Source organism: Streptomyces sp. NPDC054783, from assembly GCF_053611725.1.
This window is the reverse complement of the sequence record NZ_JBSHAY010000004.1, coordinates 171,613-193,754: the sequence shown is the minus strand read 5'-3', so window position 1 is coordinate 193,754 and position 22,142 is coordinate 171,613. Positions and strand designations below refer to the sequence as shown.

The following is a 22,142-nucleotide window of genomic DNA, read 5'->3' as shown; positions in this document are numbered from 1 at the left end:
GGAGAATGGCCTTCACCCGCGCCCCGTAAGATCGCCCGGGAGGATCCACCTTGGCGCTCAGCAGACGTACCTTCAGTACCCTGGCCGGCTCGACCGCGCTCGGGCTCGCCCTGGGCGGCAGCGGCGGGCCCGGGGCGCCCTCGGCGTACGCGGCGCGCAGTGTGCCGACCGGCCCGGCGCCCGCCCCGCCGAGCGCCGACGGCTGCCGGCACACCATCGGCTACGACCAGTACTCGCTGCTCGTGGACGGCAGGCGGCTGGTGGTGTGGTCCGGCGAACTGCACCCCTTCCGGCTGCCGAGCCCCTCCCTGTGGCGGGACGTGCTGCAGAAGATGCGGGCGCACGGGTACAACGCCGTGAGCATCTACGTGGCCTGGAACTACCACTCCCCCGCGCCGGGCGCGTACGACTTCACCGGCGTCCGGGACCTGGACCTGTTCCTGCGCACGGCCGCTGAGACCGGCCTGTACGTCATCCTGCGGCCCGGCCCGTACATCAACGCCGAGGTGGACGGCGGCGGCTTCCCCGGCTGGCTGACGGCGACCAGGGGCACGGCCCGGACCGACGACCCGACGTACCTGGGGCATGTCGACGAGTGGCTGACGCAGGTGAACCGGATCGCCCGTCGTCATCTGTTCACCCAGGGCACCGGCACGATCCTGCTCTACCAGATCGAGAACGAGTACGACGCCCACGCCGGCGACGCCGTCGGCCGGTCCTACATGTCCCACCTGTACGAGAAGGTGCGGGCGGACGGCATCGACGTGCCGCTGTTCCACAACGACAAGGGCAGGAACGGGTACTGGGTACCCGGTTCGTTCGACACCGGCGGCGAGAAGGGCGGCTGGCTGTACGGCTTCGACGGGTATCCGTCGCCGGACCGGACCCCGCCCGACTGGGGGCACTACGGTCCCGGCGGGGCGAAGGGCGGGGCCAGTGCCTCACCGTCCACGCCCGGGTTCGTGCCCGAGTTCGGCGGCGGCTGGTTCGACCCGTGGGGCGGGGCCTTCTTCGACGGCAAGGGGTACGCCGAGTCGCGGCGCACCCGGGACGCCGCCTACGAGCGCCGGTTCTATCTGACCAACCTGGCCAACGGGCTCACCCTGCACAACGTCTACATGACCTTCGGCGGCACCTCCTGGGGCTGGCTGCCCGCGCCGGTCGTCTACACGTCGTACGACTACGGCGCCGCCATCGACGAGGGCCGGAACGTCACCGACAAGATCGCGCCGATGCACCAGCTGGGCCACCTGCTCCAGCGCGTGCCCGACTTCGCCAAGCTGGACCGGGCGGCGGACGTGCACGCCGAGGGCCTGAAGGTCTACCACCTGACCAACCCGGACACCGGCGCCCACGTCTACGTCGCCCGCAACGACGGCACGGACGCGGTCACCGGCGACCTGCCGACCGACGCGGGCCGGTTGCGGATCACCGTGCCCGGCAAGGACGCCCGGCTGCTGACGACGGGGCTGAGCCTGGGCAAGCGGACGCTGAAGTACTCCACCGCCGAGCCCGTGCTGGCCGTGACCGCGGGCCGGCAGGACATCGCGCTGTTCTCGGGGCGCCGCGGCGACATGGCCGAACTGGTGCTGAAGTGCCCGGTCGAACCGAGCGTCATGCGGCTGGACCCCGAGGCCGCCTGGGTCCTGAACGGCGACGAGCTGCATGTGAGCAGCCCGCTCGGCGAGGACGGGCTGACCCGGGTGCTGGTGCAGAAGGGCGAGACCGAGACCCCGCTGGTGCTGCTCTTCGCCGACGACGCCACCGCCGTACGCCTCTTCCCGTTCGACACCCCGTCCGGCACCCTGCTGGTGTACGGCCCGGCGCTGCTGCGCCACGCCGAAGTGCGCGGTTCCGAGGTCCACCTGACGGGTGACGTCACCGATACGACGAGCATGGAGGTGTGGGGGCCGCGCGGGATCGACACCCTGGTGTGGAACGGCCGCACCCTGCCCACCCGCACCACGCTGTCCGGCAGCCTGATGACCGCCGGCCTGCTGCCCGCCGTCCCCGAGGTGCGGCTGCCCGAGCTGGGCGGCTGGCGGATGCGCAGGGAGAACCCGGAGGCCGGTCCCGGCTTCGACGACTCGGACTGGACGGTCGCGGACAAGAGGACGACGTTCAGCACCACGCCGGTCCCCGACGGTCAGCCGGTTCTCTTCGCCGACGACTACGGCTTCCACTACGGGGACGTCTGGTACCGCGGCTCCTTCACCGACGCCACCGGTCTGGAGGAGGTCTCGCTCGCCTACAGCACCGGCACCCAGGGCCTGTTGATGGCCTGGCTGGACGGCGAGCCGCTGGGCACCCACCGGATGCCGGTGCCGGACAAGGACACGACCGTCCGGCAGGGCAGTTGGGCGGCGACCGCCGCCTTCCCCGTCCGTGACTCCCTGCGCTCGCCCGGCCGGCATGTGCTGTCCGTGCTCGTGCGGCGCATGCAGCGCGACCAGGACGGCAAGGGGCTCGACACGCAGAAGGTGGCGCGCGGACTGACGGCGGCGGCCTTCAAGGGCGCCTCACCGCAGGTGAGTTGGCGGATCCAGGGCGCGGCGACCGCCGACCCGGTGCGCGGCCCGATGAACAACGGCGGCCTGTACGGCGAGCGCGAGGGCTGGCACCTGCCCGGCCTCAAGGACCACGACTGGGAGCAGGTGGCCTTCCCGCGCAGCGCCCGGTACCAGGGCGTGACCTGGTACCGGACCACCTTCCGCCTCTCGGTCCCGGCCGACCTCGACGCCTCGATCGGGCTGACCCTTCAGGACGACCCGTACCGGGCCTACCGTGCGCAGATCTTCCTCAACGGCTGGAACATGGGCCAGTACATCAACAACGTGGGCCCGCAGCACACCTTCGTCCTGCCGAACGGCGTCCTGCGCACCCGCGGCACCAACACGCTCGCGCTGGCGGTCCTTTCGGAGTTCACCACGCTGTCGGGGCCGGGGTCCGTACGCCTGACGCTGCTCGGCAGGGCCACGGGCGGGCTGCCGGTCACGCCAGTCTGATCACGTTCCAGGACAGCGGTTCCAGTACGGCGGTGAGGGTGCCGTCCGCCAGGGCGGTGCCCTCGACCGGGTGCGGGACGACCCGCCCGGGCTCGTCGAGGGTGTTGCGGGCGTCGGGGTCGGCGTCCGCGAGCGCGCTGTGCTCGGTGACGGTCGTCAACTCCAGTCCGTTGAGGGTGACTTGGAGCGGCAGAGCGTCCGTACGGCTGCGGTTGACGGCGAACACGGTGACCGTGCCGTCGGCCGCGCGGACGGCCGTGGCGTGCAGCAGGTCCGTCGCGCCGTACTTCTTCGTCTCGTACGTCGGCGAGTCCACCCGCACGTCGAGCACCTCGCCCCGGCCGTACCTGGACGCCTGCGCGAACGGGAAGAACGTCGTCTGCCGCCAGGCCGGGCCCCCCGGCTCGGTCATGATCGGGGCGATCACGTTGACCAGCTGGGCGAGGCAGGCGACGGTGACGCGGTCGGCGTGCCGGAGCAGGGCGATCAGCAGCGAGCCGAAGACGACGGCGTCCGTGACGCTGTACTTGTCCTCCAGCAGCCGGGGCGCCTCGGGCCAGTCGGACCGGTCGAGGCCCTTGGCGTGCTCCTCCCAGCGGGAGAGGTACCAGACGTTCCACTCGTCGAAGGAGAGGTTGATCCTCTTCTCGGACTTGAGCTTCGCGCCGATGTGGTCGGCGGTGGCGACCACGTTCTCGATGAAGGACTCCATGTCGACGGCCGAGGCGAGGAAGGAGTCCACGTCGCCGTCCGTGGGCTCGTAGTAGGCGTGCAGCGAGATGTGGTCGACCAGGTCATACGCCTCCTGCAGGACGGTCGCCTCCCACTCGGCGAAGGTGGGCATGGCCTGGCTGGAGGAACCGCAGGCGACCAGTTCGACTCCAGGGTCCGCCTGGCGCATGGCCCGTGCGGTCTCGGCGGCGAGCCGGCCGTACTCCTGTGCCGTCTTGTGCCCGGTCTGCCAGGGGCCGTCCATCTCATTGCCCAGGCACCACAGGCGGATACCGAAGGGCTCCTTGTCGCCGTGGGCGACACGGAGGTCGGAGAGGGCGGTGCCGGAGGGGTGGTTGGCGTACTCCTGCAGTTCGAGGGCCTCGGCGACGCCTCTCGTGCCGAGGTTGACGGCCATCATGGGCTCGGCCTGGGGGCCGACCTTCTTGAGGAAGCCGATGTATTCCGACAGGCCGAACCGGTTGGTCTCGGTGGAGTGCCAGGCGAGGTCGAGCCGACGGGGGCGCTCCGCTCGGGGGCCGACCGAGTCCTCCCACCTGTAGCCGGAGACGAAGTTGCCGCCGGGGTAGCGGATGGCGGTGACGCCGAGTTCGCGGACCAGGTCGAGGACGTCGGTCCGCAGTCCTGCCTCATCGGCGGAGGAGTGGTCGGGTTCGTAGATGCCGGTGTAGACGCAGCGGCCGAGGTGTTCGACGAAGGAGCCGAAGACACGGGGGTCGACCCGGCCGACGGTGAAAGCGGGGTCGAGGGTGAAGCGGGCGGTGCTCCTGCTCATGGGATCCTTTCGAGTCACTTCACAACCGGCCGATCGGCACGCCGGCCCAACTGGTTCAGGCCCAGCTTCGGGGTGCCGTCGTCGTTCGCGTCGTACAGCTCGGCGGGGTGGTGAAGGCGTTGCCCGCGTCGGTCCAGTCGCGGAGGTTCGTGGAGAGGCGGGCGCCGATGATGCCGCCGGTGGAGTAGGCGACGTACTGGCCGTTCCCCAGCCGGTGGACGGTGGGGTCGTGGATGATCTGTTGGCCGGGGAGGGGGTCGGGGTAGGTGACGTCCGCCGATGCCGTCGTCGGGTCCGGGTGCGTCTTGCGGAAGGCGTCCGGCATCGCGATCGTGTTGGCGCCGTCGCCGCCGCTGAAGAGGTTCCAGTAGCGCACACGGGTGCGCGCGGTGGAGGCGAGCGCGCCGGCCCCGGTGCCGAGTGCGGCGAAGCCGAAACTCGCGGCCACTGCCGGTCCCCCGGCTGCTCCCGGCAATTGCCTGCGATTCAGGCCAGGTCGTCCCATACCTTGCCCCACCGTCCCCAGGTGTTCGGCATGCGTGCCCGGTACGTTGTTCGGTATACGGACTGTTCGATATATCGAATAGCGCTCGTAACTTCGAACGGGACCGTAGATTCGAAGCGCTTCCGCGTCAATGGGTGGGACACAAGCTCGTCGATGGTTTTCTCTTCGACCACGGTCACCGCACCTCATGACGGGGACACGCCCAGCCGCGTAGGCTCTGCCCAGCGGAAGGGGGAGGCGATGGGCATCGCGGGCGCGCGTGAGCGGATGACACGCCTGGCCGCACGGTTGCGGCGGACCCGCCCGGGCTCGGCGATGCGCGCGCTGGCCGGCGACCTCGCCGCCGCCGTCCACGCCCGGCCCGGAACACCGGACGACGTACGGGAGTTGTGCCGGGCGCTGTGCGAGGAGATGTCCGGACTGCGCGGCGGACGGCCGGTCGAGGTGCGCTTCGAGCGCATCCCGGACGAGATCGAGGTCACCGGACTGTGGCTGGAGTTCGCCGACTTCGACCTGGTGATCGTGGAGGAGCGGGCCGAGGCCGTACAGCAACTGGTCATTCTGGGCCATGAGTTGTGGCATCTGCACACCGGGCACCGGCACTCCCACCTGGCCGGTGACGCGGCGGCCCGCGCGCTGGCCGACGCACCCGGCTGGCGGGGCATGCCCCTGACGGTGGCCGCCCGCAACGGCTCGAGGGAGGCCGACGAGGCCGAGGCGGACGACTTCGGGTACCGCCTGGCCGCCCTGTTCCGGCCCCACCTCACCGGCTCCGGCGCCGGCGCCCCCCTCGGCCCGGCGCAACGGTCCCTCGGCCCCGTACAGCGGACCCTCGGCTATCGCGGACGCGAGCAGGCGAGCGCACCCGCATCCAGCGCCCCGCAGGCGAACCGGGCGTCGAAGAAGGGGGGAGCCTCGCGGTGAACTCGGCGCTCGACTTCCCGGGATTCCTCGACGAGGTGTCCATCTCCTTCTGGATCCCGACGGCCGTCCTGACCGCCGCCCTGGCGATCAAACTGCCCAGCATCATAAAGATGTGGCGGGACCCGATGCTGCGCGCCGTCGGCGGACTGCTGCTGTTCGCCTGCGCGGTGTTCGTCTTCGCGGCCCCGCGGACCATCGCCTGGACCAACCGGGTCACCGGCGTGCCGAACATCTCCGCGCCCTGGGTGTACTCCCTGCTCACCGCGCTGTGCGCGTCCTGGCTGCTGCTGATCACCGCCTGGCGCAACGGCCGCTCCGACTCGGCCCAGACCCGCCGGGTGACCCGGTGGGTCGTGGCCGTCTACGCGGGCGTGGTCGTCGCCCTGTGGGTGCTCTTCGCCCTCGCCGACGTGCCGGTGGAGCGGGTGCGGGACCTGGACACCTACTACGCCACCACCCCCTTCATGCGCGAGGAGATCCTGCTCTACCTCCTCGCGCACACCGTGGCCTGCTCGATCACGGCCCGGCTGATCTGGAACTGGATCCGCACCGACGGCCTCGACGCCTGGCTGCGCTGGGGGCTCAGGCTGCTGGGCGTCGGCTATGCCACGAACCTCTTCTTCGACGCGGCCAAACTCACCGCCGTCATGGCCCGGTGGACCGGCCACGACCTGGACTGGCTGAGCACCAATGTGGCGCCGGCGGGCGCGTGCGTCTCCGCCACCCTGGTCGCGGTGGGCTTCATCGTCCCGCACGTCGGCCAGTATCTGCACGAGCGCTGGCACGTCCGGCTGCGCCACCGCGCCCTCGGCCCCCTCTACCAGCTGACGCGGACCGTCACCGGCGAACGCGAGCCCTTCGCCCCGCAGGCCCCCGCCGAACTGCGCCTGATCCGCCGCGAGACGTTCATCCGCGACGCCCTGCTGCAACTCTCCCGGCACCTGGACGAGGACCTGCGCGAGCGGTCGTACGAGGCCGCCCTCGCCCTCGGTCACGAGCCGGCCCGCGCCAGGGCCCTCGCCGCCGCCGTGGCGCTGCTGGACGCGGCCGGCGCCGAGCGGCCGCCGCGCGCCGACGGCACCGGCGCCCCGTCCGGCCCCGACACCGCCTACCTGCTCCAGGAGATCCACGCCGTGTCCCAAGCCCTCCGCCACCCCGACGAGATCACGGCGGTACGCGCCCGCGCGGCCGCCCCGGCAGAGAGCGTGTCCGCGCATGAGTGAACCCTCCTCCCCCGCAAGAACCGCCGTCGTGCTGGGGGGATCCCACACCGGCATGCTCGCGGCGCGCGCGCTCGCCGACTCCGCCGACCGGGTCGTCGTCGTCGAACGGGACGCCCTGCCCGAGGGCCCCGAACCCCGCAAGGGGCTCCCGCAGGCCCGGCACGCCCACATGCTGTGGTCGGGCGGGGTACGGGCCGTGGAGGAGCTGCTGCCGGGCATCACCGACGCGCTGAAGGCCGCCGGGGGCCGCCGGCATCCGGTCACCACCGGCATGGTGGCGCTCTCCGCGCAGGGCTGGTTCCGGCGCTGGCCCGAGTCCCACCATGTGATCCTGGCCGGCCGGGACCTGTTGGACGCGACGATCCGGGCACGCGTTCTCGCCGACGAGCGGATCGAACTCCTCGACGGCACCGAGGCGCTCGGCCTCACCGGCACCGACGCCGCCGTCACCGGCGTACGGGTCCGGGCCCGGGACGGCGCCGAGCGCACCCTTGCGGCCGGCCACGTGGTCGACGCCACCGGGCGCGGCTCCCGGGCCGCGCGCTGGCTCGCGGACCTGGGGCTGCCCGCGCCGCGGATCCGCGAGGTCGACCCGGGCCTGGTCTACGCGAGCCGGCTCTTCCTCGCCCCCGAGGCGGCCCGGGAGGGCTTCCCGGTGGTCAACCTGCAACTCGATCCGCGAGGCGACGGTCCCGGCCGCTCCGGCTTCCTCCTCCCCATCGAGAACGGCCGCTGGATCGTCACCCTGCAGGGCACCCGGGGCGGCGAACCCACCGCCGCGAACGAGGAGTTCGTGCCCTTCGCCCGGGACAAGCTGCGGCATCCGGTGCTCGGCGAACTGCTGGAGCGGGCCGAACCGCTGTCCGACGTGTCGGTCACCCGCGCCACGCTCAACCGCCGCCACTTCTACGAGCGCATGCCGGCCTGGCCCGAGAACTTCACCGTCATCGGCGACGCGCTGGCCGTGTTCAACCCGGTCTACGGCCACGGGCTGTCCGTCGCCGCCCAGAGCGCGGTGCGGCTCCGCCAGGAGATACGACGGCACGGCTGGGGCGCGCCGGGGCTGGCCCGCCGCGTGCAGCGGGCGGTCGCCTCCCCGGTCCGCGCGGCCTGGGACCTCGCCCTCGGCCAGGACGTGTTCCACCCCGGCGCGACGGAGCACGGCCCCACTCTGCGGGACCGGCTCCTGTCCGCCTACGTCGACCGCCTGATGTACACCGCGACGGGCAACGGACGCATGGCGCGCCGGGTGACGGACGTGACGTCCCTGGAACGCGGGGCACAGGTACTGCTGACCCCGAGCGTGCTGCTCGCTGCGGCGGTGGGACCGCTGCAACCCCCGTTGGCCGGACCGCCGTTGACCGCTGAGGAGCTGAAGGCGGCGGGGGTGGTGTAGGCCGACGTCCGGCTGCGGGTGGGGGCTGGTCGCGCCCACGCGGCGGTAGCCGCATGTGGACACGGCCCGGCGCCCCCGGGGAACTGCCAAGCAGGGGCCCCTCCCCGGCTCAGCCCCTGAACGCCGGTTGGGGCAGCCCCTTGCCCGCCCCCGGAACCACCAGCACCGAGCCCGACAGCGGATGCGGGGCCGGCAGGCCGACGCGGGCTGTCGTGATGTACAGGTCGGTCAGGTCGGCGCCGCCGAACGCGCAGGCCGTCGTACGCGGGGTGGGCAGGCTGATCACCCGGTCCAGCGCACCGCCCGGCGTATAGCGGCGCACCGCGCCCCCGTCCCACAACGCCACCCACACACAACCCTCCGCGTCGACCGTCAGGCCGTCCGGGAAGCCCGCGCCCTCCTCGATCTCCACGAGCGGGCGGCGGTCGTGGACGCGCTCGCCGTCGTGGTCGAAGACGTCCACCCGGCGGGTGGGAGTGTCGACGTAGTACATGAGGCGGCCGTCGGGGCTCCAGCCCGTGCCGTTGCTGACCGTGACGTCGGACAGGACCGTATCCGCGGTGCCGCCGCCGGTCAGGCGGGTCAGCGTGCCGCCGCCCGGCGCCTCGTCGTACCGCATGGTGCCGGCCCACAACGAGCCGTCGGGTGCCACCGCGGCCTCGTTCGCGCGGCGGCCCGCGACCGGCTCGTGGTGCAGCCAGCGGAACGTGTCGTCCGGGTCCAGCAGGCCCACCCCGTCCCGCAGGTTGAGGACCAGGCCGCCGCCCGCGCGGGGCTTGACCGCGCCCACGTGCTGCTCCGTCGTCCGCACCGTGCGCCGGGCCGTGGCCGGGTCGTAGGTGTTGACGCGCATGCCCAGGATGTCGAGCCATGTCAGCCGGCCCGTCACCGGGTCCCAGGTCGGCCCCTCGCCCAGCTCCGCCTCCGCCCGTACGGCGACCTCGTACCCGGCGCTCACGCCGCGCTCCGGTGGCCCAGTCGCTCCGACAGCTCGGCCGCGCCCTTCGCCGCCAGCTGCTCCAGCTCGGTCCGGCGCTCGTCGCTCCAGCGGATCATGGGGACCGAGATGGACAGGGCCGCGACCACCTGGCCCGTACGGTCGTTCACGGGAGCGGCCACACAGCTCACGTCCGGGTTGGACTCGCGGCTCTCCACCGCGATGCCCCGCTGCCGGATCTCCGCGAGCGCCTCGCGCAGAACGGCGGGGTCGGTGATGCTGTTGGGCGTCATCGCGGTCAGCTCTGCGTCGTCCGGGATCCGTGCCGTGAGCTCCTGCTCCGGCAGCGAGGCCAGCAGCATCTTGCCGACGGAGGTGCAGTGGGCGGGGAGCCGACGGCCGGCGGCGGAGACCATACGGACGGCGTGCGTGGAGTCGACCTTGGCGATGTAGATGACGTCGGTGCCCTCGAGGATCGCCACGTGGACCGTCTCGTCGCAGGTCTCGGCGACCGAGCGGGCCACCTGCTGGCCCTCGGCGGCGAGGTCCAGCTGCTCGGCGTAGCGGCTGCCGAGCTGGTACGGGCGTACGCCGAGCCGGTAGCGTCCTGGCTGTCCCGGCACTTGCACGATGTACGACCGTGCGGCGAGCGTGGTGACCAGCTCGTGCACGGTGGTGCGCGGCAGCTGGAGCTTGCGCACGATGTCGGGGGCGGAGAGCGTCCCGTCCCCGTCGAGGAACAGCTCAAGAATGTCGAGAGCCCGGGTCACGGCAGGCACGAGGCGTCCCACGTCCGGCCCCCTCCCTTGGGTCTAAGCGCCCGTCCGACATATCGACACCGAGATGTTCGAGATATCAACAGGCGATCGGCATGACGAACACAGGCTAGTCATGCCGCGTTGCGCGGGCAATGGGTCGAAGCGGACACCGGCGGGCGCCGGGCACCATGGGTGCCATGGATCTCGACTTCCAGCTGGTGCTGCTGCGCCGCATGGCCGACCACAACCCGGATCTGGTCGAGGATGCCCGGCACCGCCTCGGGGTGTCCCTCGCCGAGATGCGGGAGACCAACAAGCGCTGGCAGGCGATGGTCCGCTCGCCGAGGGCCCGGTCCGCCGCCGCCCGCTACCGCTCGGTTCTGGGCGACCCGGAATCCGTCCTCCCGCGCCGCCTCGGCGACGTCGACTGCGAGGCCCGGCGCTGGGCCCTGCCGCTCTGGCCCGGCCTGCGCTTCGAGGTGCTGGTCGGGCCGGACGGGGCGGTGTGGAACGAGTGGCTGGTGCGCGCGCCCGGTGCCCCGGCGCCCCGGCTTGAGACCCTGGACGACCTGGTCCCCTGGTCCTGCACGGTGGACGAGGCCGCCCGCGCCTTCGCCCCGGCCCGCCCGCTGGAGGGCACCGCGCCGACCCGGTGGGGGCTCGCCTTCACCGCGCCCGGCCCGGACGGCGTACGGCACGAGGTGGTCGCCGAGTTCACCTGGGGGCTGCTCCAGCGGACGGCCGTCATCACCTAGGTCAGGCGTCGAAGGCCGTCGCCCGCGTGCGCTTCTCCCAGGCGGTGACCTCCTCGCGGACCTGAGCGAGGTGGCCCAGGACCGCGCTCACGCCGTCGTCGCCGAGCGGCAGCCGCAGCGGGGTGTCCTCGGCCTCCAGCGCGGCCAGGATCAGGGCGGCCGCCTTGGCCGGGTCGCCGGGCTGGCTGCCGTGTCCGCCGGCGACGACGGCACGGGTCTCGCCGACCCTGCCGTACACCCCGGTGTCGGAGCTGGTCCCGGCCCGGTCGGCCTCGAACAGCGAGGTCCGGAACGCACCCGGCTCGACGATCAGCACCTTGACGCCGTACTCCCGCACCTCGTCGGCGAGCGCCTCGGACAGGCCCTCCAGGGCGAACTTCGTCGCGCTGTACGCCCCGAAGCCCGCGAAGGACATCTGGCCGCCCATGCTGCTCATCTGCACGATCGCGCCCGAGCGCCGCTCCCGCAGGTGCGGCAGCACCGCCCGGACGAGCGCCGCCGGGCCGAAGAAGTGCAGGTCGAACAGGTCGCGCAGCTCGGCGTCGGTGGTCTCCTCGACGGCGCCGACATGGGTGCGGCCCGCGTTGTTGACCAGCACGTCGATCCGCCCGTGCCGGGCCACGACATCGCGGACCGCCGCCTCGACCGCGGTCACGTCGGTGACGTCCAGCCGCAGCGCCTCCACCTGGTCGGGATGGGCGGTCACCAGGTCGTCCAGGGCCTCGGGGCGCCGGACCGCGCCGACCACCACGTCACCGGCGGCGACGGCCGCCTCGGTGATCGCCCGCCCGAAACCGCTGCTCGCGCCGGTCACCAGCCAGACCTTGTTCATCACAACTCTCCATGGACTCGTCGGGTTCGACACGACCAACACTGCGGCCGCATCCCGTTGCCCGTCCAAGACCCTCGGTGATAACCAACGGCCATGACCATGGACGTCCACGCCCGCGATCTGCGCTACTTCGTCGCGGTCGCCGAGGAACTGCACTTCACGCGCGCCGCCGACCGGCTGTACGTCTCCCAGCCCGCGCTGAGCAAACAGATCCGGGCGCTGGAGCGGCAGCTGGGGGCGGAGCTGTTCCGCCGTGACCGGCACGGGGTGGCGTTGACGGGCGCGGGCGAGGCGCTGCTGCCGCACGCGCGCAGGGTGCTGGCCGCATGGGAGGCGGGCGCGGCGGCGGTGGAGGCGGCCAAGGCGGCCGAGCGCAGCACGCTGGTCGTGGGCATGAGCACCAGTCCGGGCCGGGGCGGGCTGCTGCCGGCCATCCGCTCCCGCTTCACCGCCGCGCACCCGGAGACGACGGTCCGGCTGCGCCAGATGAGCTGGGACGATCCGACGGCGGGCCTGGCGGACGGCACCGTGGACGTCGCCTTCGTCTGGCTGCCGCTGCCCGACGAGGAGCGCTACGCCTGGACGGTGGTCGCCGAGGAACCCCGGCTGCTGGCCCTGCCCGAGGCGCATCCCCTCGCCGCCCGTCCCGAGATCGACTTCGCCGACCTGCTGGACGAGCCGTTCCTGGCCCTGCCCGAGAGCACGGGCCGGCTGCGGGACCACTGGCTCGCCCTGGATGCCCGCGCAGGCCGGCCGCCCCGGATCGGCGCGGAGATCTCCGGGGCGGAGGAGACGTACGAGGCCCTGGTCGCGGGCCTGGGCGTCTGCCTGGTGGCGGAGGGCAACGCCCCCCTGATCACCCGGGGCGGCGTCACCACCCGCCGGGTCCGGGGCATCGGCCCGAGCCGCTATGTGCTGGCGTGGCGGAGGGAGGACGGACACCGGCCGCTGGTGCGGGCGTATGCGGAGGCATGCCGAGAGACGGTGCGCTAGGCGCCCCAAAGCCCCGGTGGGCGCTGGTCCGCGGCCGCCAGCACCGCCTGCGCAACCCGCTCCAGCGACCCCGGATGCAGCCGAAGAAACAGATTCGGCTCCACCAACTCAAGCTCCATCAGCCGGGGTTCCCCATCCTCGCCGTCCACGAGATCCACCCGCGCGTACAGCAACTCGGAACCACCGGGCACCGCGTCCAACGCCTTCTCGGCGACCGCCAGTTCGGCCTCCGTCGGCTGCCACCGTTCCAGGTCGGGATGCGCCACCTTGTCCGCGTCGTACGGCGTACCGGGCGCGAGGACCGCGCCCTTGCGGCTGGCGTGCAGCAGCCGGCCGCCGAAGAACTGCAGCGCCCGCTCCCCGCCGGTGTCGATCCCGCGCATGTACGGCTGGACCATCGCGGTGAAGCCCTCGGCGTGCATCCGGGCGAGCTGCCGTACCGCCGTCTCGCGCTGGTCGGGGGTGTAGCGGGCGGCGAACCGGGCGCCGGCGCCCGAGGTCGGCTTGATCACGTACTCGTGGTCGCCGGGCAGGCCGGCCGGCTCGCCCGGTGCGAGGTAGCGCGTGGGGACGGTGGGCACACCGGCCGCCGCCAGCTCGCCGAGGTAGCGCTTGTCGGTGTTCCAGCGCACCACGGGCGCCGGATTGGCGAGCCGGGTCAGCGCGCCGACCCGGTCCACCCAGGCCCCGAACTCCGCGGCCCGCCAGCTGTAGTCCCAGGTGGAGCGTATGACGACGAGGTCGTAGCCGCCCCAGTCGGCGTCCGGGTCGTCCCAGTACCGGGCCTCCGCCTCGGCCCCCGCGTCCCTGAGCGCCCGCACCAGCTCCGGCAGGTCGGTGTCCTTGCCGGGCTCGGCGCCGGGGTCGTAGGTGGCGAGGGCGATGCGGGGCACGGCGGACTCCCTGTCGTACGACGGTTCGGGGCAGCAGCGAGGCTAACAACTGGCCGGGAACCGGAGCACCGCGGTTGACCTTCACCTTCGGTGAAGCCCCAGCATCGGTGGCGGAGGACGAGGAACGCGAGGTGCTCATGGAGCTGCTGACGATCGGCGCCTTCGCGAGGGCGAGCCGGCTCTCGCCGAAGGCCCTGCGGCTGTACGACCAGCTGGAGTTGCTGCGGCCCGCCCGGGTCGACCCGGACACCGGCTACCGCTACTACGCCGTCGAGCAGATGCGGCAGGCCCGGCTCGTGGCGTGGCTACGGCGGCTGGGCATGCCGCTGGCCGAGATCCGCGCGGTGTGCGCCCTGGACCCCGGGGACGCCGCGCGGACGATCCGGGCCTACTGGGCGCGGGTCGAGGCGGAGACGGCCGTACGGCGGGATCTCGCCGCGTTCCTCGTGGACCAGCTGACCGACCAGTCGAGAAGGGACCACACCATCATGCTGGAACTGCACTGTTCCGCCCACTCCGACCGCGGGCTCGTCCGCCCCGCCAACCAGGACACCGTGTACGCGGGCCGCAGGCTGCTCGCCGTGGCCGACGGTTTCGGCCCCGCGGGGGCGCCGGCGAGCAGCGCGGCGGTGGAGGCTCTGCGGTTCCTGGACGAGGCCGGGGAACTGCCCGCGGACGAGGTGCTGACCGTGCTGGAGGACGCGGTGCGCTCCGCGGGTGAGGCGGTGGGCGACGTGGCCGAGGGCACCCAGGAGGTCGGCACCACACTGACGGCGCTGCTGTGGACGGGCGCGCGGCTCGCGCTGGCCCACGTCGGGGACTCACGGGCGTATCTGCTGCGGGACGGGGAGTTGGTCCGGATAACCCGGGATCACCGGGTGGAGCCGCACTCCTTGCTGCTGCTCAAGGCCCTGGCCGGCGGGATGGACCCGGTGCCGGACGTGCGCCTGCAGGAGGTCCGGGAGGGGGACCGGTATCTGCTGTGCTCCGACGGGCTGACCGAGGTGGTGCCGGACGCGCGGATCCGGGAGGCCCTCGGCGCCTCCACCGCACCGGGCGACGTCGTGCGGGCCCTCATCACGGCGGCCAACGAGGCGGGTGGCCCCGACAACGTCAGCTGCGTCGTGGCCGACATCATGGAGGCGGCCGCCTGAGACAGGCAGGATGCGGTGCCGTGGCACTGACCGGTACCGACGCGTACACCGGTGTCGACGGGCTCCCGGCGCTCGTCTCGGACGCCCTCGCCGCCGCCCGCTCCCACCGCTTCCCCTACTCCTGCCGCCCCGAACAGGGCCGCCTGCTGCACGCGTTGGCCGGTGGGGCGACGGCCCGGATCGGGGAGACCGGGACCGGGCTCGGGGTGGGCCTGGCCTGGCTTGGCTCGGGCGCGGCGCCGGGGTGCGGCCGTACAGCGTGGAGCGGGCCCTGCGATCTGCTCGTCCTCGGCAGGGGCGGGCAGGGCAAGGTGCCCGGGGACGAGCCCGCGGACGTCGAGCGGCTGCTCGCGCCCGGCGGGACGGTCGTCGTGGACGACTCCACCCCGGCGACCGGCCGGCCGCCGCCGCACGACGGCGATGTGGACCGGGCCCGGCTGCACGGGCTGGAGCATCCCGCGCTGCGCGCGGCCGAGCTGCGGCTCGCGGCGGACTTGAGCACGGTCGTCGGGACCGGGTTCCTGGTGTAGGAAGGTGGCGACGGTCAACCGACAGTTAGGAGTGCGCCGCGTGTCCTCCCTCTTCCCCGCTCTGACGGGCGGTCCGGGCGAGCGCAGCGAGATGGGGGTCCCCCCGGACGAAGTCTGGGGGAGGATCGCCCTGCGGTTCGGCGAACGGTCGTTGACGTACGGCGAGCTGGCCGGGGCCGCCGGTGCGCTCGCCGCCCGGCTGCGCGGTGCCGGCCGGGTGGCCGTGTGGGCCACGCCGGAGCTGGAGACCGCCGTCGCGGTGACGGGCGTGCTGCTCGCCGGGGCGGCCGCGGTGCCGCTGAACCCGAAGTCGGGCGAGAAGGAACTCGCGCACATCCTCTCCGACAGCGCGCCGAAGCTGGTACTGGCCGCGCCGGACGCCCAACTCCCGCCGCCACTGGACGGTTTGGAGCGGATCGACGTCGACGCGTCCGCCCGGCACGGCGCCGTACCGGAGGAGACGGCCACCGGCGAGGACCCGGCGCTGATCGTCTACACCTCCGGTACCACCGGCCCGCCCAAGGGTGCCGTCCTGCCCCGTCGGGCCCTCGCCACCACCCTGGACGCGCTCGCCGACGCCTGGCAGTGGACGGCGGACGATGTGCTCGTACAGGGGCTGCCGCTGTTCCATGTGCACGGGCTCGTGCTGGGCGTCCTCGGCCCGCTGCGCCGGGGCGGCAGCGTCCGCCACCTGGGCCGGTTCTCCACCGAGGGCGTGGCACGGGAGCTGAACGCCGGCGCCACCATGCTGTTCGGGGTGCCGACGATGTACCACCGCATCGCCGAGACCCTGCCGGCGGACCCGGAGCTGGCCGCCGCCCTCGGGCGGGCCCGGCTGCTGGTCTCCGGCTCGGCCGCGCTGCCCGTGCACGACCACGAGCGGATCGCGGCGGCGGCCGGGCGGCGGGTGATCGAGCGGTACGGCATGACGGAGACGCTGATGAACACCAGCGTGCGGGCCGACGGCGAGCCGCGCGCGGGCACCGTGGGCGTACCGCTGCCCGGTGTCGAGCTGCGGCTCGTGGAGGAGGACGGGACGCCGATCACCGCGCACGACGGGGAGAGCGTCGGCGAGATCCAGGTGCGCGGGCCGAACCTGTTCACCGAGTATCTGAACCGGCCCGACGCCACGGCCGCCGCGTTCACCGCCGACGGGTTCTTCCGCACCGGTGACATGGCCGTCCGCGAGCCCGACGGCTATGTGCGGATCGTCGGGCGCAAGGCCACGGACCTGATCAAGAGCGGCGGGTACAAGATCGGGGCCGGTGAGATCGAGAACGCGCTGCTGGAGCATCCGGGGGTGCGGGAGGCGGCCGTCACCGGGGAGCCGGACGCGGACCTGGGCGAGCGGATCGTCGCCTGGGTCGTCCCCGCGGACCCGCGGACGCCGCCCGCCGCCGAGGAGCTGGCCGACCATGTGGCCCGCCGTCTCGCCCCGCACAAGCGCCCCCGCGTCGTGCGCTACCTGGACGCGCTCCCCCGCAACGACATGGGGAAGATCATGAAGCGGGCACTGGCCGATGTCTGAGCGCCGCTCGGCCCGGGAGGTCCTGTCCCTGGTCGCGGACCCGGACAGCTTCGGCGAACTCCCCTGTCCGGCAAGGGATTCGACGCCCGACGGCCCCCTCGGCTGGCAGGGCTACGACGCCTCGCGCGCCCGTGCCGCCGAACGCACCGGCGAGGAGGAGTCGGTCGTCTGCGGCACCGCGAGCGTCGAGGGCACCCCGGCCGTACTGATCGCCTTCGAGTTCGGCTTCCTGGGCGGCTCCCTCGGCGAACGCACCGGAGACCGTCTTCAGGCGGCGTACGGCCACGCCCGCGCGCACCGGTTGCCGGTCGTGCCGTTGATCGCGACCGGGGGCAGCCGGATGCAGGAGGGCATGCTCGCGCTGAGCCAGCTCCAGCGCGTGGCCCGGCAGTCGGCGCTCACCCGGGAGGCCGGGCTGCCGCAGGTCGCGGTGGTGCGGGACCCGACGACCGGCGGCGGCTGGGCCACGCTCGGCGCCGGAGCGGATGTCGTCCTGGCCCTGCCGGGCGCCCAGGTGGGCTTCGCGGGTTCCCGGGTCCGGCCCGCGGACGCCGACCCGGCGGCCTACACCGCCGAGGGGCAGGTGGCGGCGGGCTCGGCGGACGCGGTGGTACGGCCCGAGGAACTGCGGGAGACGCTGGGGCAGTGGCTCCGGCTGCTCACCACCCCCGCGCAGGAGGCCCCCGTGCCGGCGGCCCTCGGCATTGCCGACCTGCCCGCCACCGGCTGGGAGGCCGTCCGCCGGGCACGCTCCCCCGAACGCCCGCGCGCCCGGGCCTACTTGGACGCCTACTTCACCCACCGGCGCGACATCTGCGGGGACCGGTGCGGGGGTACGGATCCCGGCGGCATGCTGTGCGGGTTCGGTGAGCGGAACGGCCGTACCGTCGCGTTCGCCGCGCAGACCGGAACCGGCACCCGGCCCGCCGGGTACCGCACCGCCGCCCGGCTGATCCGGCTCGCGGACCGGCTCGGCATCCCGGTGCTGACGCTGGTGGACACCCCGGGCGCCGCCAACGACGCGGAGGCGGAGCGGCAGGGGGCCGGCGCGGCGATCGCGGAGGTCTTCGGGGCGGTGGCGTCCGCCCGGGTCCCGGTCACCACCCTCGTCATCGGCGAGGGCGGCTCCGGCGGGGCCCTGGCGCTGGCCGCCCCGGGCAACACCTGGGCCACGCCGGACGGTTACTTCTCGGTGATCGCCCCGGAACTGGCGGCCGCCATACTCAAACGGCCGACGGAGGAGGTGGAGGCGACCGCCGAGCAGCTGCGGATCCGGCCGCAGGACCTGGTGGAGCTGGGGGTGATCAGAGGGATCGTGCGCCGCCCCCAGCCGTAGGTCACCTCACCGGCACCGCCCGGATGATCTCCTGCGACACCGACCCGCCCTCGTCGTCGTGCGCCGAGGCCCGCAGCGAGACGGACGACGCACCGCGCGGCACGGTCAGCGTGCCGCGCCAGGAGGCGTCCGCGCCGTTGAGCGGGACGGACGTCCAGGTGCTGCCGTCGTCGTACGACACCTCCAGCCGGCCCCCGGTCAGGGTCCCGGTACCGGCGGCACCCGCGACGTACTGCGCGCCGAGCCCGACCGGGATCCGCTGCCCGCCCCGCACGGTCCCCGCGAGATCGGTGTCGATGTCGTACGCGAGGTTGATCAGCGGCAGGTAGGTCCAGTGGTCCTCCGGTGTCACCGCCGACCGGAAGGTCCACTCGCTGTGTCCCTTGGTGGCCGGCGGCCAGCGGTCCGCGTCGAGCGCGGTGTCGGTGACGACCTCGTAGGTGTGCGCGTCGGCGGGCGCGTCCCAGACGTACGCGGCGGAACTCCTGCCCCGGTCGACGAGCGTGCCGTCGAGGTACACCGCGGTGGTCTGGCTCATGCCGCTGTCCGTGCTCCAGACGTCGCCGAACCCGGTGTGGTCGGGCCCGGAGTCGCCCCAGCCGGGGGTGTTCAGCTGGATCTCGTTCCCGGCGCGTTGCTGCCCCCAGCCGAGACCGGTGCCGAGCCACGGGTGCCACACCGGCCGGAACCAGTTCAGCACCGGACGCGAGCCACCCTCGTACCGCACCAGTCCGCTGCGCTCCTCCAGGGTGCCGTCGCCGATCGCGACGGACTCGTGCCACAGCTGGCCGGGGCCGGTGGAGACGTGGTCGGTGCGCTCGGCGGGCAGGTGGACCCGCTCCTGGAAGCCCAGGCCGATCGGGAAGGTGTCGGTGACGGAGTACCGGAACTCGCCGCCGTCCACCGGCCGGGCCGCGTGGAACTTCACGTGGAGGTCGGCCAGTTGGCGGTCGGTCGGCCGGTAGGTGAGGTCCCGGTCCGGGATCGCGCCCCGGTGCCCCTCGGACAGGTCGTACACGTACGGGGAGTCGGCCGTGCCGGTCATGTCGACCGAGCGCAGCGCGCGCAGCCGGGCCGCGTCGGCCGTGTTCACCGTGGCGATCTGCAGCGGCCGGTCGGCGTTGTCGTCGGTGCCCCACCAGGCCATCAGCCGGCCGGGCGCGTCGTCCGTCACGAACAGCGCCCTGGCGCCGGCTTCCTGCGCGGCCTGGGCGAGCGCGGCCGGGTCGGCGCCGTCGGCGAGGTGCGCGAGCACCGCCTTGCCCGAGACACCGGTGAAGGGTCCGTCGCCGGCGTCGACGAGCGGCAGCCTGGTCCGGCCCGCGATCAGCGTGCCGCCCGGCTGTACGGTCGCCTCGCCGACGCCCTCGACCTCCAGCTGCGGCTTCGCCAGCCGCCACACGGTCCGGTACTCGAAGCCGCCCCGGGTGACCTTGGCCGTGGGCGCGGCGAAGACGCTGTCGTAGGTGAGGGGCACCTGGACGGCGTCGAAGAGGTCGGCGCCGTTCGCCTGCCGGTCGTACTCCATGAGGAGCTGGTGGGTCTCGGTGCGCCGGTCCACCCGGGCCTTGATCTCCCGCAACCGGCGTCCGTCCAGGGTGACGTCCTGGTCGTGGTCGAGGGTGATCTCGGGTGCCGCGAGGAGGCCGAGGCCGAGGGAGTCGGCGCCGTGGCTGCCGCGCACGTCGAGGAAGCCGGCGAGGGAGTAGGTGCCGGGCCTCAGCCGCAGCCGGAGCGTGCCGGAGTCGCCGACGTGGGCCGGCTGGGCGTCCTCGCCCGCCGCGAGCCGCTGCAGGGTGAGGTCGGCGGCGGTGGACGCGCCGGAGCGGTCCTTGACGTGGACGGTGAGCGTGTACCGCTCCTCCTCCTTGACCAGCCCGAACGCGGTGTGTGCGACGACGTCGCCGGAGGGGCTCGTGGCCACGATCTGCCCGCTGGTCTCGCCGACCGGCGCCTTGGAGCCGTCGCCGGTGACCGTGGTGGAGGCGGTGCCGTGGGCCGGGACGGTGAGGGAGGTGCCGGCGAGGGTGGCGACGCCGTCCGGGGAGCCGGTCACGGACAGCTTCAACTCGACGGCTTGGTCGGAGGAGTTGGTGTAGGTGACGGTCCGGGTGACCGGCTTGTCCTGGTCGTACGGCCAGCTGTAGAAGCCGAGGTCGGTGCTGCCGGTGGCGGTGACCTGTGCCTCGACGGCGTCCGGCACGCTGACCCGCCCCGCGCCCAACAGGTAGGCGGGGGCGTCGAGTTGCTTCGAGCCGGACATCAGCGCGTCCTTCAGCTGCGCGCCGGACCAGTCGGGATACTCCTGGGCGAGCAGGGCGGCGACCCCGGCGACGTGCGGGGTCGCCATGGACGTACCGCTCATGGAGGTGTAGTAGCCGCTGCCGTCGGTGAGTTGGGAGCGGGCGGCGAGGATGTCGACGCCGGGGGCCGATATGTCGGGCTTGAGGGCGTTGTCGCCGTAACGGGGGCCGGCGCTGGTGAAGTAGGCCGCCTGGTCGGCGGAGTCGACCGCGCCGACGGTGAGGGCCGCGTCGGCGGAGCCCGGCGAGCCGATCGAGGACGGGGCGCCGGTGTTGCCCGCGGCGACGACGAAGAGCGCGCCGGTCTCCTTGGAGAGCGTGTTCACCGCCTCGGCCATCGGGTCGGTGCCGTCGCTGGGCTCGGTGGAGCCCAGGCTCATGGACACGATCCGGGCGTGCACGTCCCGTGCCGCCCACTCCATCCCGGCGATGATCTGCGACTCGCTGCCCGAGCCCTGGTCGCTGAGCACCTTGCCGACGGCGAGGGTGGCGTCGGGCGCGACCCCCTTCTCCTTGCCGTCGGAGGCGGCGCCGCTGCCGCCGACGGTGGAGGTGACGTGCGTGCCGTGCCCGTTGCGGTCGGCGACCTCCTCCCCGTCGATGAAGCTCTTGGTCGTGGTGACCCGGTCCTCGAGGTCGGGGTGGCCGAGGTCGACTCCCGTGTCGAGGACGGCGACGGTGACCCCCTTGCCCGTCAGCCCCGCGTCCCAGGCCGCCTGCGTGCCGATCTGCGCGTTGCTCTCGGCCATGTCGGCCTTGACCCTGCCGTCCAGCCACACCTCGGCGACGCCGTCGCGGTGTGTGAACGACCGCCAGAAGGTACGTCCCAGCCCCTTGCCGGCCTCGACGGCGGCCCCGCGGAGACTGGGCAGGCTGCGGGTGCGTTCGGTGCCGGCCGGGGCGGCGGCCCGCGCGCCCCTGCCGTAGGTCACGATCAGAGGGGTCGCGGCTGCCTTGGCATCGGTCAGTCCCTGCCGGATCAGTCCGCTCACGTCGAACAGCCGCCGGTCCAGCGTCCCGGCCCGCAGATACGGCAGCGCCTCGTCCGGTACGACGCTGATCCCGCCGCGGCTCTGCTGCGTCCGCACGGCTCCGGTGGCCCCCTTGGGCCGCTGCACGGTGACCGCCTTCTTCCCGTGCCCGAGGTCGGTGACGGTCACCTTGTCGCCGGTGACGAGGGTGACGGTGGTGGCCGTGGTGGCCGTGGTGGCCGCGGCGGCCGTCGTGACCGCGGTGGCCGTGGTCGCGGGCCCCGGGGAGTGCGGGGCGGTGTGTCCCCCCGCCGCCGCGGGTCCCGCCGGGAGCAGGGCGCCGACCAGCCCCGCCACCAGCAGTGCCGCTCCGCGTCCGACTGGTCCTCTGGTCATCCACGCCTCTTCTCGTCGGGGGGTGTCGGTCCGAGTGGCTCGCGTGCTGTGACGAGTGTCATGTGCCGCTTGTTGCCCGGGTGTTGACCGTCGACGGCGGAAACGCGCCCTGGCGGCTTTCCGCCAGGGCTGACGACCTGGTCCGGCGCATCCCGAGACACCGTCAGGGAGCTGCCGTCACAATGGACTTGGCCGT

Annotated in this window: 16 protein-coding genes and 2 pseudogenes; 10 read left to right on the top strand and 8 right to left on the bottom strand. The window is 73.4% G+C overall.

Annotated elements, in window-relative coordinates:
• Positions 1-50 precede the first annotated feature (50 nt).
• Positions 51-3,005 carry a glycoside hydrolase family 35 protein gene (locus tag ACWGJ5_RS10405; protein ID WP_453309323.1) on the top strand — a complete coding sequence of 985 codons (2,955 nt, stop codon included), beginning with the start codon at positions 51-53 and terminating at the stop codon, positions 3,003-3,005.
• Here the strand turns inward: ACWGJ5_RS10405 and arfA are convergent.
• Together arfA and ACWGJ5_RS10395 are read right to left on the bottom strand one after the other, a co-directional pair.
• Positions 2,992-4,512 (bottom strand): arabinosylfuranosidase ArfA, encoded by a 1,521-nt coding sequence (gene arfA, locus ACWGJ5_RS10400; RefSeq protein ID WP_453309322.1) that lies wholly within the window; start codon positions 4,510-4,512, stop codon positions 2,992-2,994. The two genes, ACWGJ5_RS10405 and arfA, sit on opposite strands and share 14 nt — an antisense overlap.
• A 253-nt stretch (positions 4,513-4,765) precedes the next feature.
• Positions 4,766-5,017: pseudogene (locus ACWGJ5_RS10395) on the bottom strand (extracellular solute-binding protein); the annotation flags it as partial.
• Positions 5,018-5,257: 240 nt separating this feature from the next.
• On the opposite strand from ACWGJ5_RS10395, the gene ACWGJ5_RS10390 reads away from it, so the two are divergent.
• On the top strand, positions 5,258-5,941 hold the full coding sequence (locus ACWGJ5_RS10390) for a toxin-antitoxin system, toxin component family protein (protein WP_453309321.1): 684 nt from the start codon (positions 5,258-5,260) through the stop codon (positions 5,939-5,941).
• Here the strand turns inward: ACWGJ5_RS10390 and ACWGJ5_RS10385 are convergent.
• Positions 5,907-6,044 (bottom strand): annotated as a pseudogene (locus ACWGJ5_RS10385) (hypothetical protein); the annotation flags it as partial. The gene ACWGJ5_RS10390 and the pseudogene ACWGJ5_RS10385 sit on opposite strands and share 35 nt — an antisense overlap.
• On the opposite strand from ACWGJ5_RS10385, the gene ACWGJ5_RS10380 reads away from it, so the two are divergent.
• On the top strand, positions 5,977-7,164 hold the full coding sequence (locus tag ACWGJ5_RS10380; RefSeq protein WP_453309550.1) for an MAB_1171c family putative transporter: 1,188 nt from the start codon (positions 5,977-5,979) through the stop codon (positions 7,162-7,164). The pseudogene ACWGJ5_RS10385 and the gene ACWGJ5_RS10380 sit on opposite strands and share 68 nt — an antisense overlap.
• Positions 7,157-8,560 (top strand): FAD-dependent oxidoreductase, encoded by a 1,404-nt coding sequence (locus ACWGJ5_RS10375; RefSeq protein WP_453309320.1) that lies wholly within the window; start codon positions 7,157-7,159, stop codon positions 8,558-8,560. Before ACWGJ5_RS10380 ends, ACWGJ5_RS10375 begins: the two co-directional genes overlap by 8 nt.
• A 109-nt stretch (positions 8,561-8,669) precedes the next feature.
• Here ACWGJ5_RS10375 and ACWGJ5_RS10370 read toward each other — a convergent pair whose 3' ends face one another.
• Both ACWGJ5_RS10370 and ACWGJ5_RS10365 read right to left on the bottom strand, forming a co-directional pair.
• Positions 8,670-9,518, bottom strand: coding sequence for an SMP-30/gluconolactonase/LRE family protein (locus ACWGJ5_RS10370; protein WP_453309319.1), 849 nt, complete (start codon positions 9,516-9,518; stop codon positions 8,670-8,672).
• Entirely contained in the window at positions 9,515-10,288 is a 774-nt protein-coding gene (locus ACWGJ5_RS10365; RefSeq protein WP_453309318.1) for an IclR family transcriptional regulator, read from the bottom strand. Before ACWGJ5_RS10365 ends, ACWGJ5_RS10370 begins: the two co-directional genes overlap by 4 nt.
• 164 nt (positions 10,289-10,452) lie before the next feature.
• On the opposite strand from ACWGJ5_RS10365, the gene ACWGJ5_RS10360 reads away from it, so the two are divergent.
• Positions 10,453-11,010, top strand: coding sequence for a hypothetical protein (locus tag ACWGJ5_RS10360; protein ID WP_453309317.1), 558 nt, complete (start codon positions 10,453-10,455; stop codon positions 11,008-11,010).
• Between the two features lies 1 nt (position 11,011).
• On the opposite strand, the gene ACWGJ5_RS10355 is transcribed toward ACWGJ5_RS10360, so the two are convergent.
• Positions 11,012-11,842, bottom strand: coding sequence for an oxidoreductase (locus ACWGJ5_RS10355; protein WP_453309316.1), 831 nt, complete (start codon positions 11,840-11,842; stop codon positions 11,012-11,014).
• A 93-nt stretch (positions 11,843-11,935) separates the two neighbouring features.
• Between ACWGJ5_RS10355 and ACWGJ5_RS10350 the strand changes: the two genes are divergently transcribed.
• A complete protein-coding gene (locus tag ACWGJ5_RS10350; protein ID WP_453309315.1) occupies positions 11,936-12,835 on the top strand; it encodes a LysR family transcriptional regulator in 900 nt (299 codons plus the stop codon).
• On the opposite strand, the gene ACWGJ5_RS10345 is transcribed toward ACWGJ5_RS10350, so the two are convergent.
• Complete coding sequence (locus tag ACWGJ5_RS10345) at positions 12,832-13,728, bottom strand: ATP-grasp domain-containing protein (RefSeq protein ID WP_453309314.1); 897 nt, start codon at positions 13,726-13,728, stop codon at positions 12,832-12,834. The genes ACWGJ5_RS10350 and ACWGJ5_RS10345 overlap by 4 nt on opposite strands.
• A 137-nt stretch (positions 13,729-13,865) precedes the next feature.
• Here ACWGJ5_RS10345 and ACWGJ5_RS10340 point away from each other — a divergent pair, with 137 nt between their 5' ends.
• Genes ACWGJ5_RS10340 through ACWGJ5_RS10325 form a run of 4 tightly spaced genes read left to right on the top strand, consistent with a single transcriptional unit; the run spans position 13,866 to position 18,276 of the window.
• Positions 13,866-14,882, top strand: a complete 1,017-nt coding sequence (locus ACWGJ5_RS10340; RefSeq protein ID WP_453309549.1) for a MerR family transcriptional regulator — start codon at positions 13,866-13,868, stop codon at positions 14,880-14,882.
• Between the two features lie 20 nt (positions 14,883-14,902).
• Positions 14,903-15,412 carry an SAM-dependent methyltransferase gene (locus ACWGJ5_RS10335; protein ID WP_453309313.1) on the top strand — a complete coding sequence of 170 codons (510 nt, stop codon included), beginning with the start codon at positions 14,903-14,905 and terminating at the stop codon, positions 15,410-15,412.
• A 40-nt stretch (positions 15,413-15,452) separates the two neighbouring features.
• Positions 15,453-16,940 carry an acyl-CoA synthetase gene (locus tag ACWGJ5_RS10330; protein ID WP_453309312.1) on the top strand — a complete coding sequence of 496 codons (1,488 nt, stop codon included), beginning with the start codon at positions 15,453-15,455 and terminating at the stop codon, positions 16,938-16,940.
• Complete coding sequence (locus ACWGJ5_RS10325; RefSeq protein WP_453309311.1) at positions 16,933-18,276, top strand: carboxyl transferase domain-containing protein; 1,344 nt, start codon at positions 16,933-16,935, stop codon at positions 18,274-18,276. Before ACWGJ5_RS10330 ends, ACWGJ5_RS10325 begins: the two co-directional genes overlap by 8 nt.
• Before the next feature lies 1 nt (position 18,277).
• On the opposite strand, the gene ACWGJ5_RS10320 is transcribed toward ACWGJ5_RS10325, so the two are convergent.
• Positions 18,278-21,946 (bottom strand): S8 family serine peptidase, encoded by a 3,669-nt coding sequence (locus tag ACWGJ5_RS10320; RefSeq protein WP_453309310.1) that lies wholly within the window; start codon positions 21,944-21,946, stop codon positions 18,278-18,280.
• Positions 21,947-22,142 lie beyond the last annotated feature (196 nt).

Coding starts and splice junctions, on each gene's coding strand:
- arfA (WP_453309322.1), bottom strand. CDS start 4,512: ATGAGCAGGAGCACCGCCCGCTTCACCCTCGACCCCGCTTTCACCGTC.
- ACWGJ5_RS10390 (WP_453309321.1), top strand. CDS start 5,258: ATGGGCATCGCGGGCGCGCGTGAGCGGATGACACGCCTGGCCGCACGG.
- ACWGJ5_RS10375 (WP_453309320.1), top strand. CDS start 7,157: ATGAGTGAACCCTCCTCCCCCGCAAGAACCGCCGTCGTGCTGGGGGGA.
- ACWGJ5_RS10360 (WP_453309317.1), top strand. CDS start 10,453: ATGGATCTCGACTTCCAGCTGGTGCTGCTGCGCCGCATGGCCGACCAC.
- ACWGJ5_RS10355 (WP_453309316.1), bottom strand. CDS start 11,842: ATGAACAAGGTCTGGCTGGTGACCGGCGCGAGCAGCGGTTTCGGGCGG.
- ACWGJ5_RS10350 (WP_453309315.1), top strand. CDS start 11,936: ATGACCATGGACGTCCACGCCCGCGATCTGCGCTACTTCGTCGCGGTC.
- ACWGJ5_RS10340 (WP_453309549.1), top strand. CDS start 13,866: ATGGAGCTGCTGACGATCGGCGCCTTCGCGAGGGCGAGCCGGCTCTCG.
- ACWGJ5_RS10325 (WP_453309311.1), top strand. CDS start 16,933: ATGTCTGAGCGCCGCTCGGCCCGGGAGGTCCTGTCCCTGGTCGCGGAC.
- ACWGJ5_RS10320 (WP_453309310.1), bottom strand. CDS start 21,946: ATGACCAGAGGACCAGTCGGACGCGGAGCGGCACTGCTGGTGGCGGGG.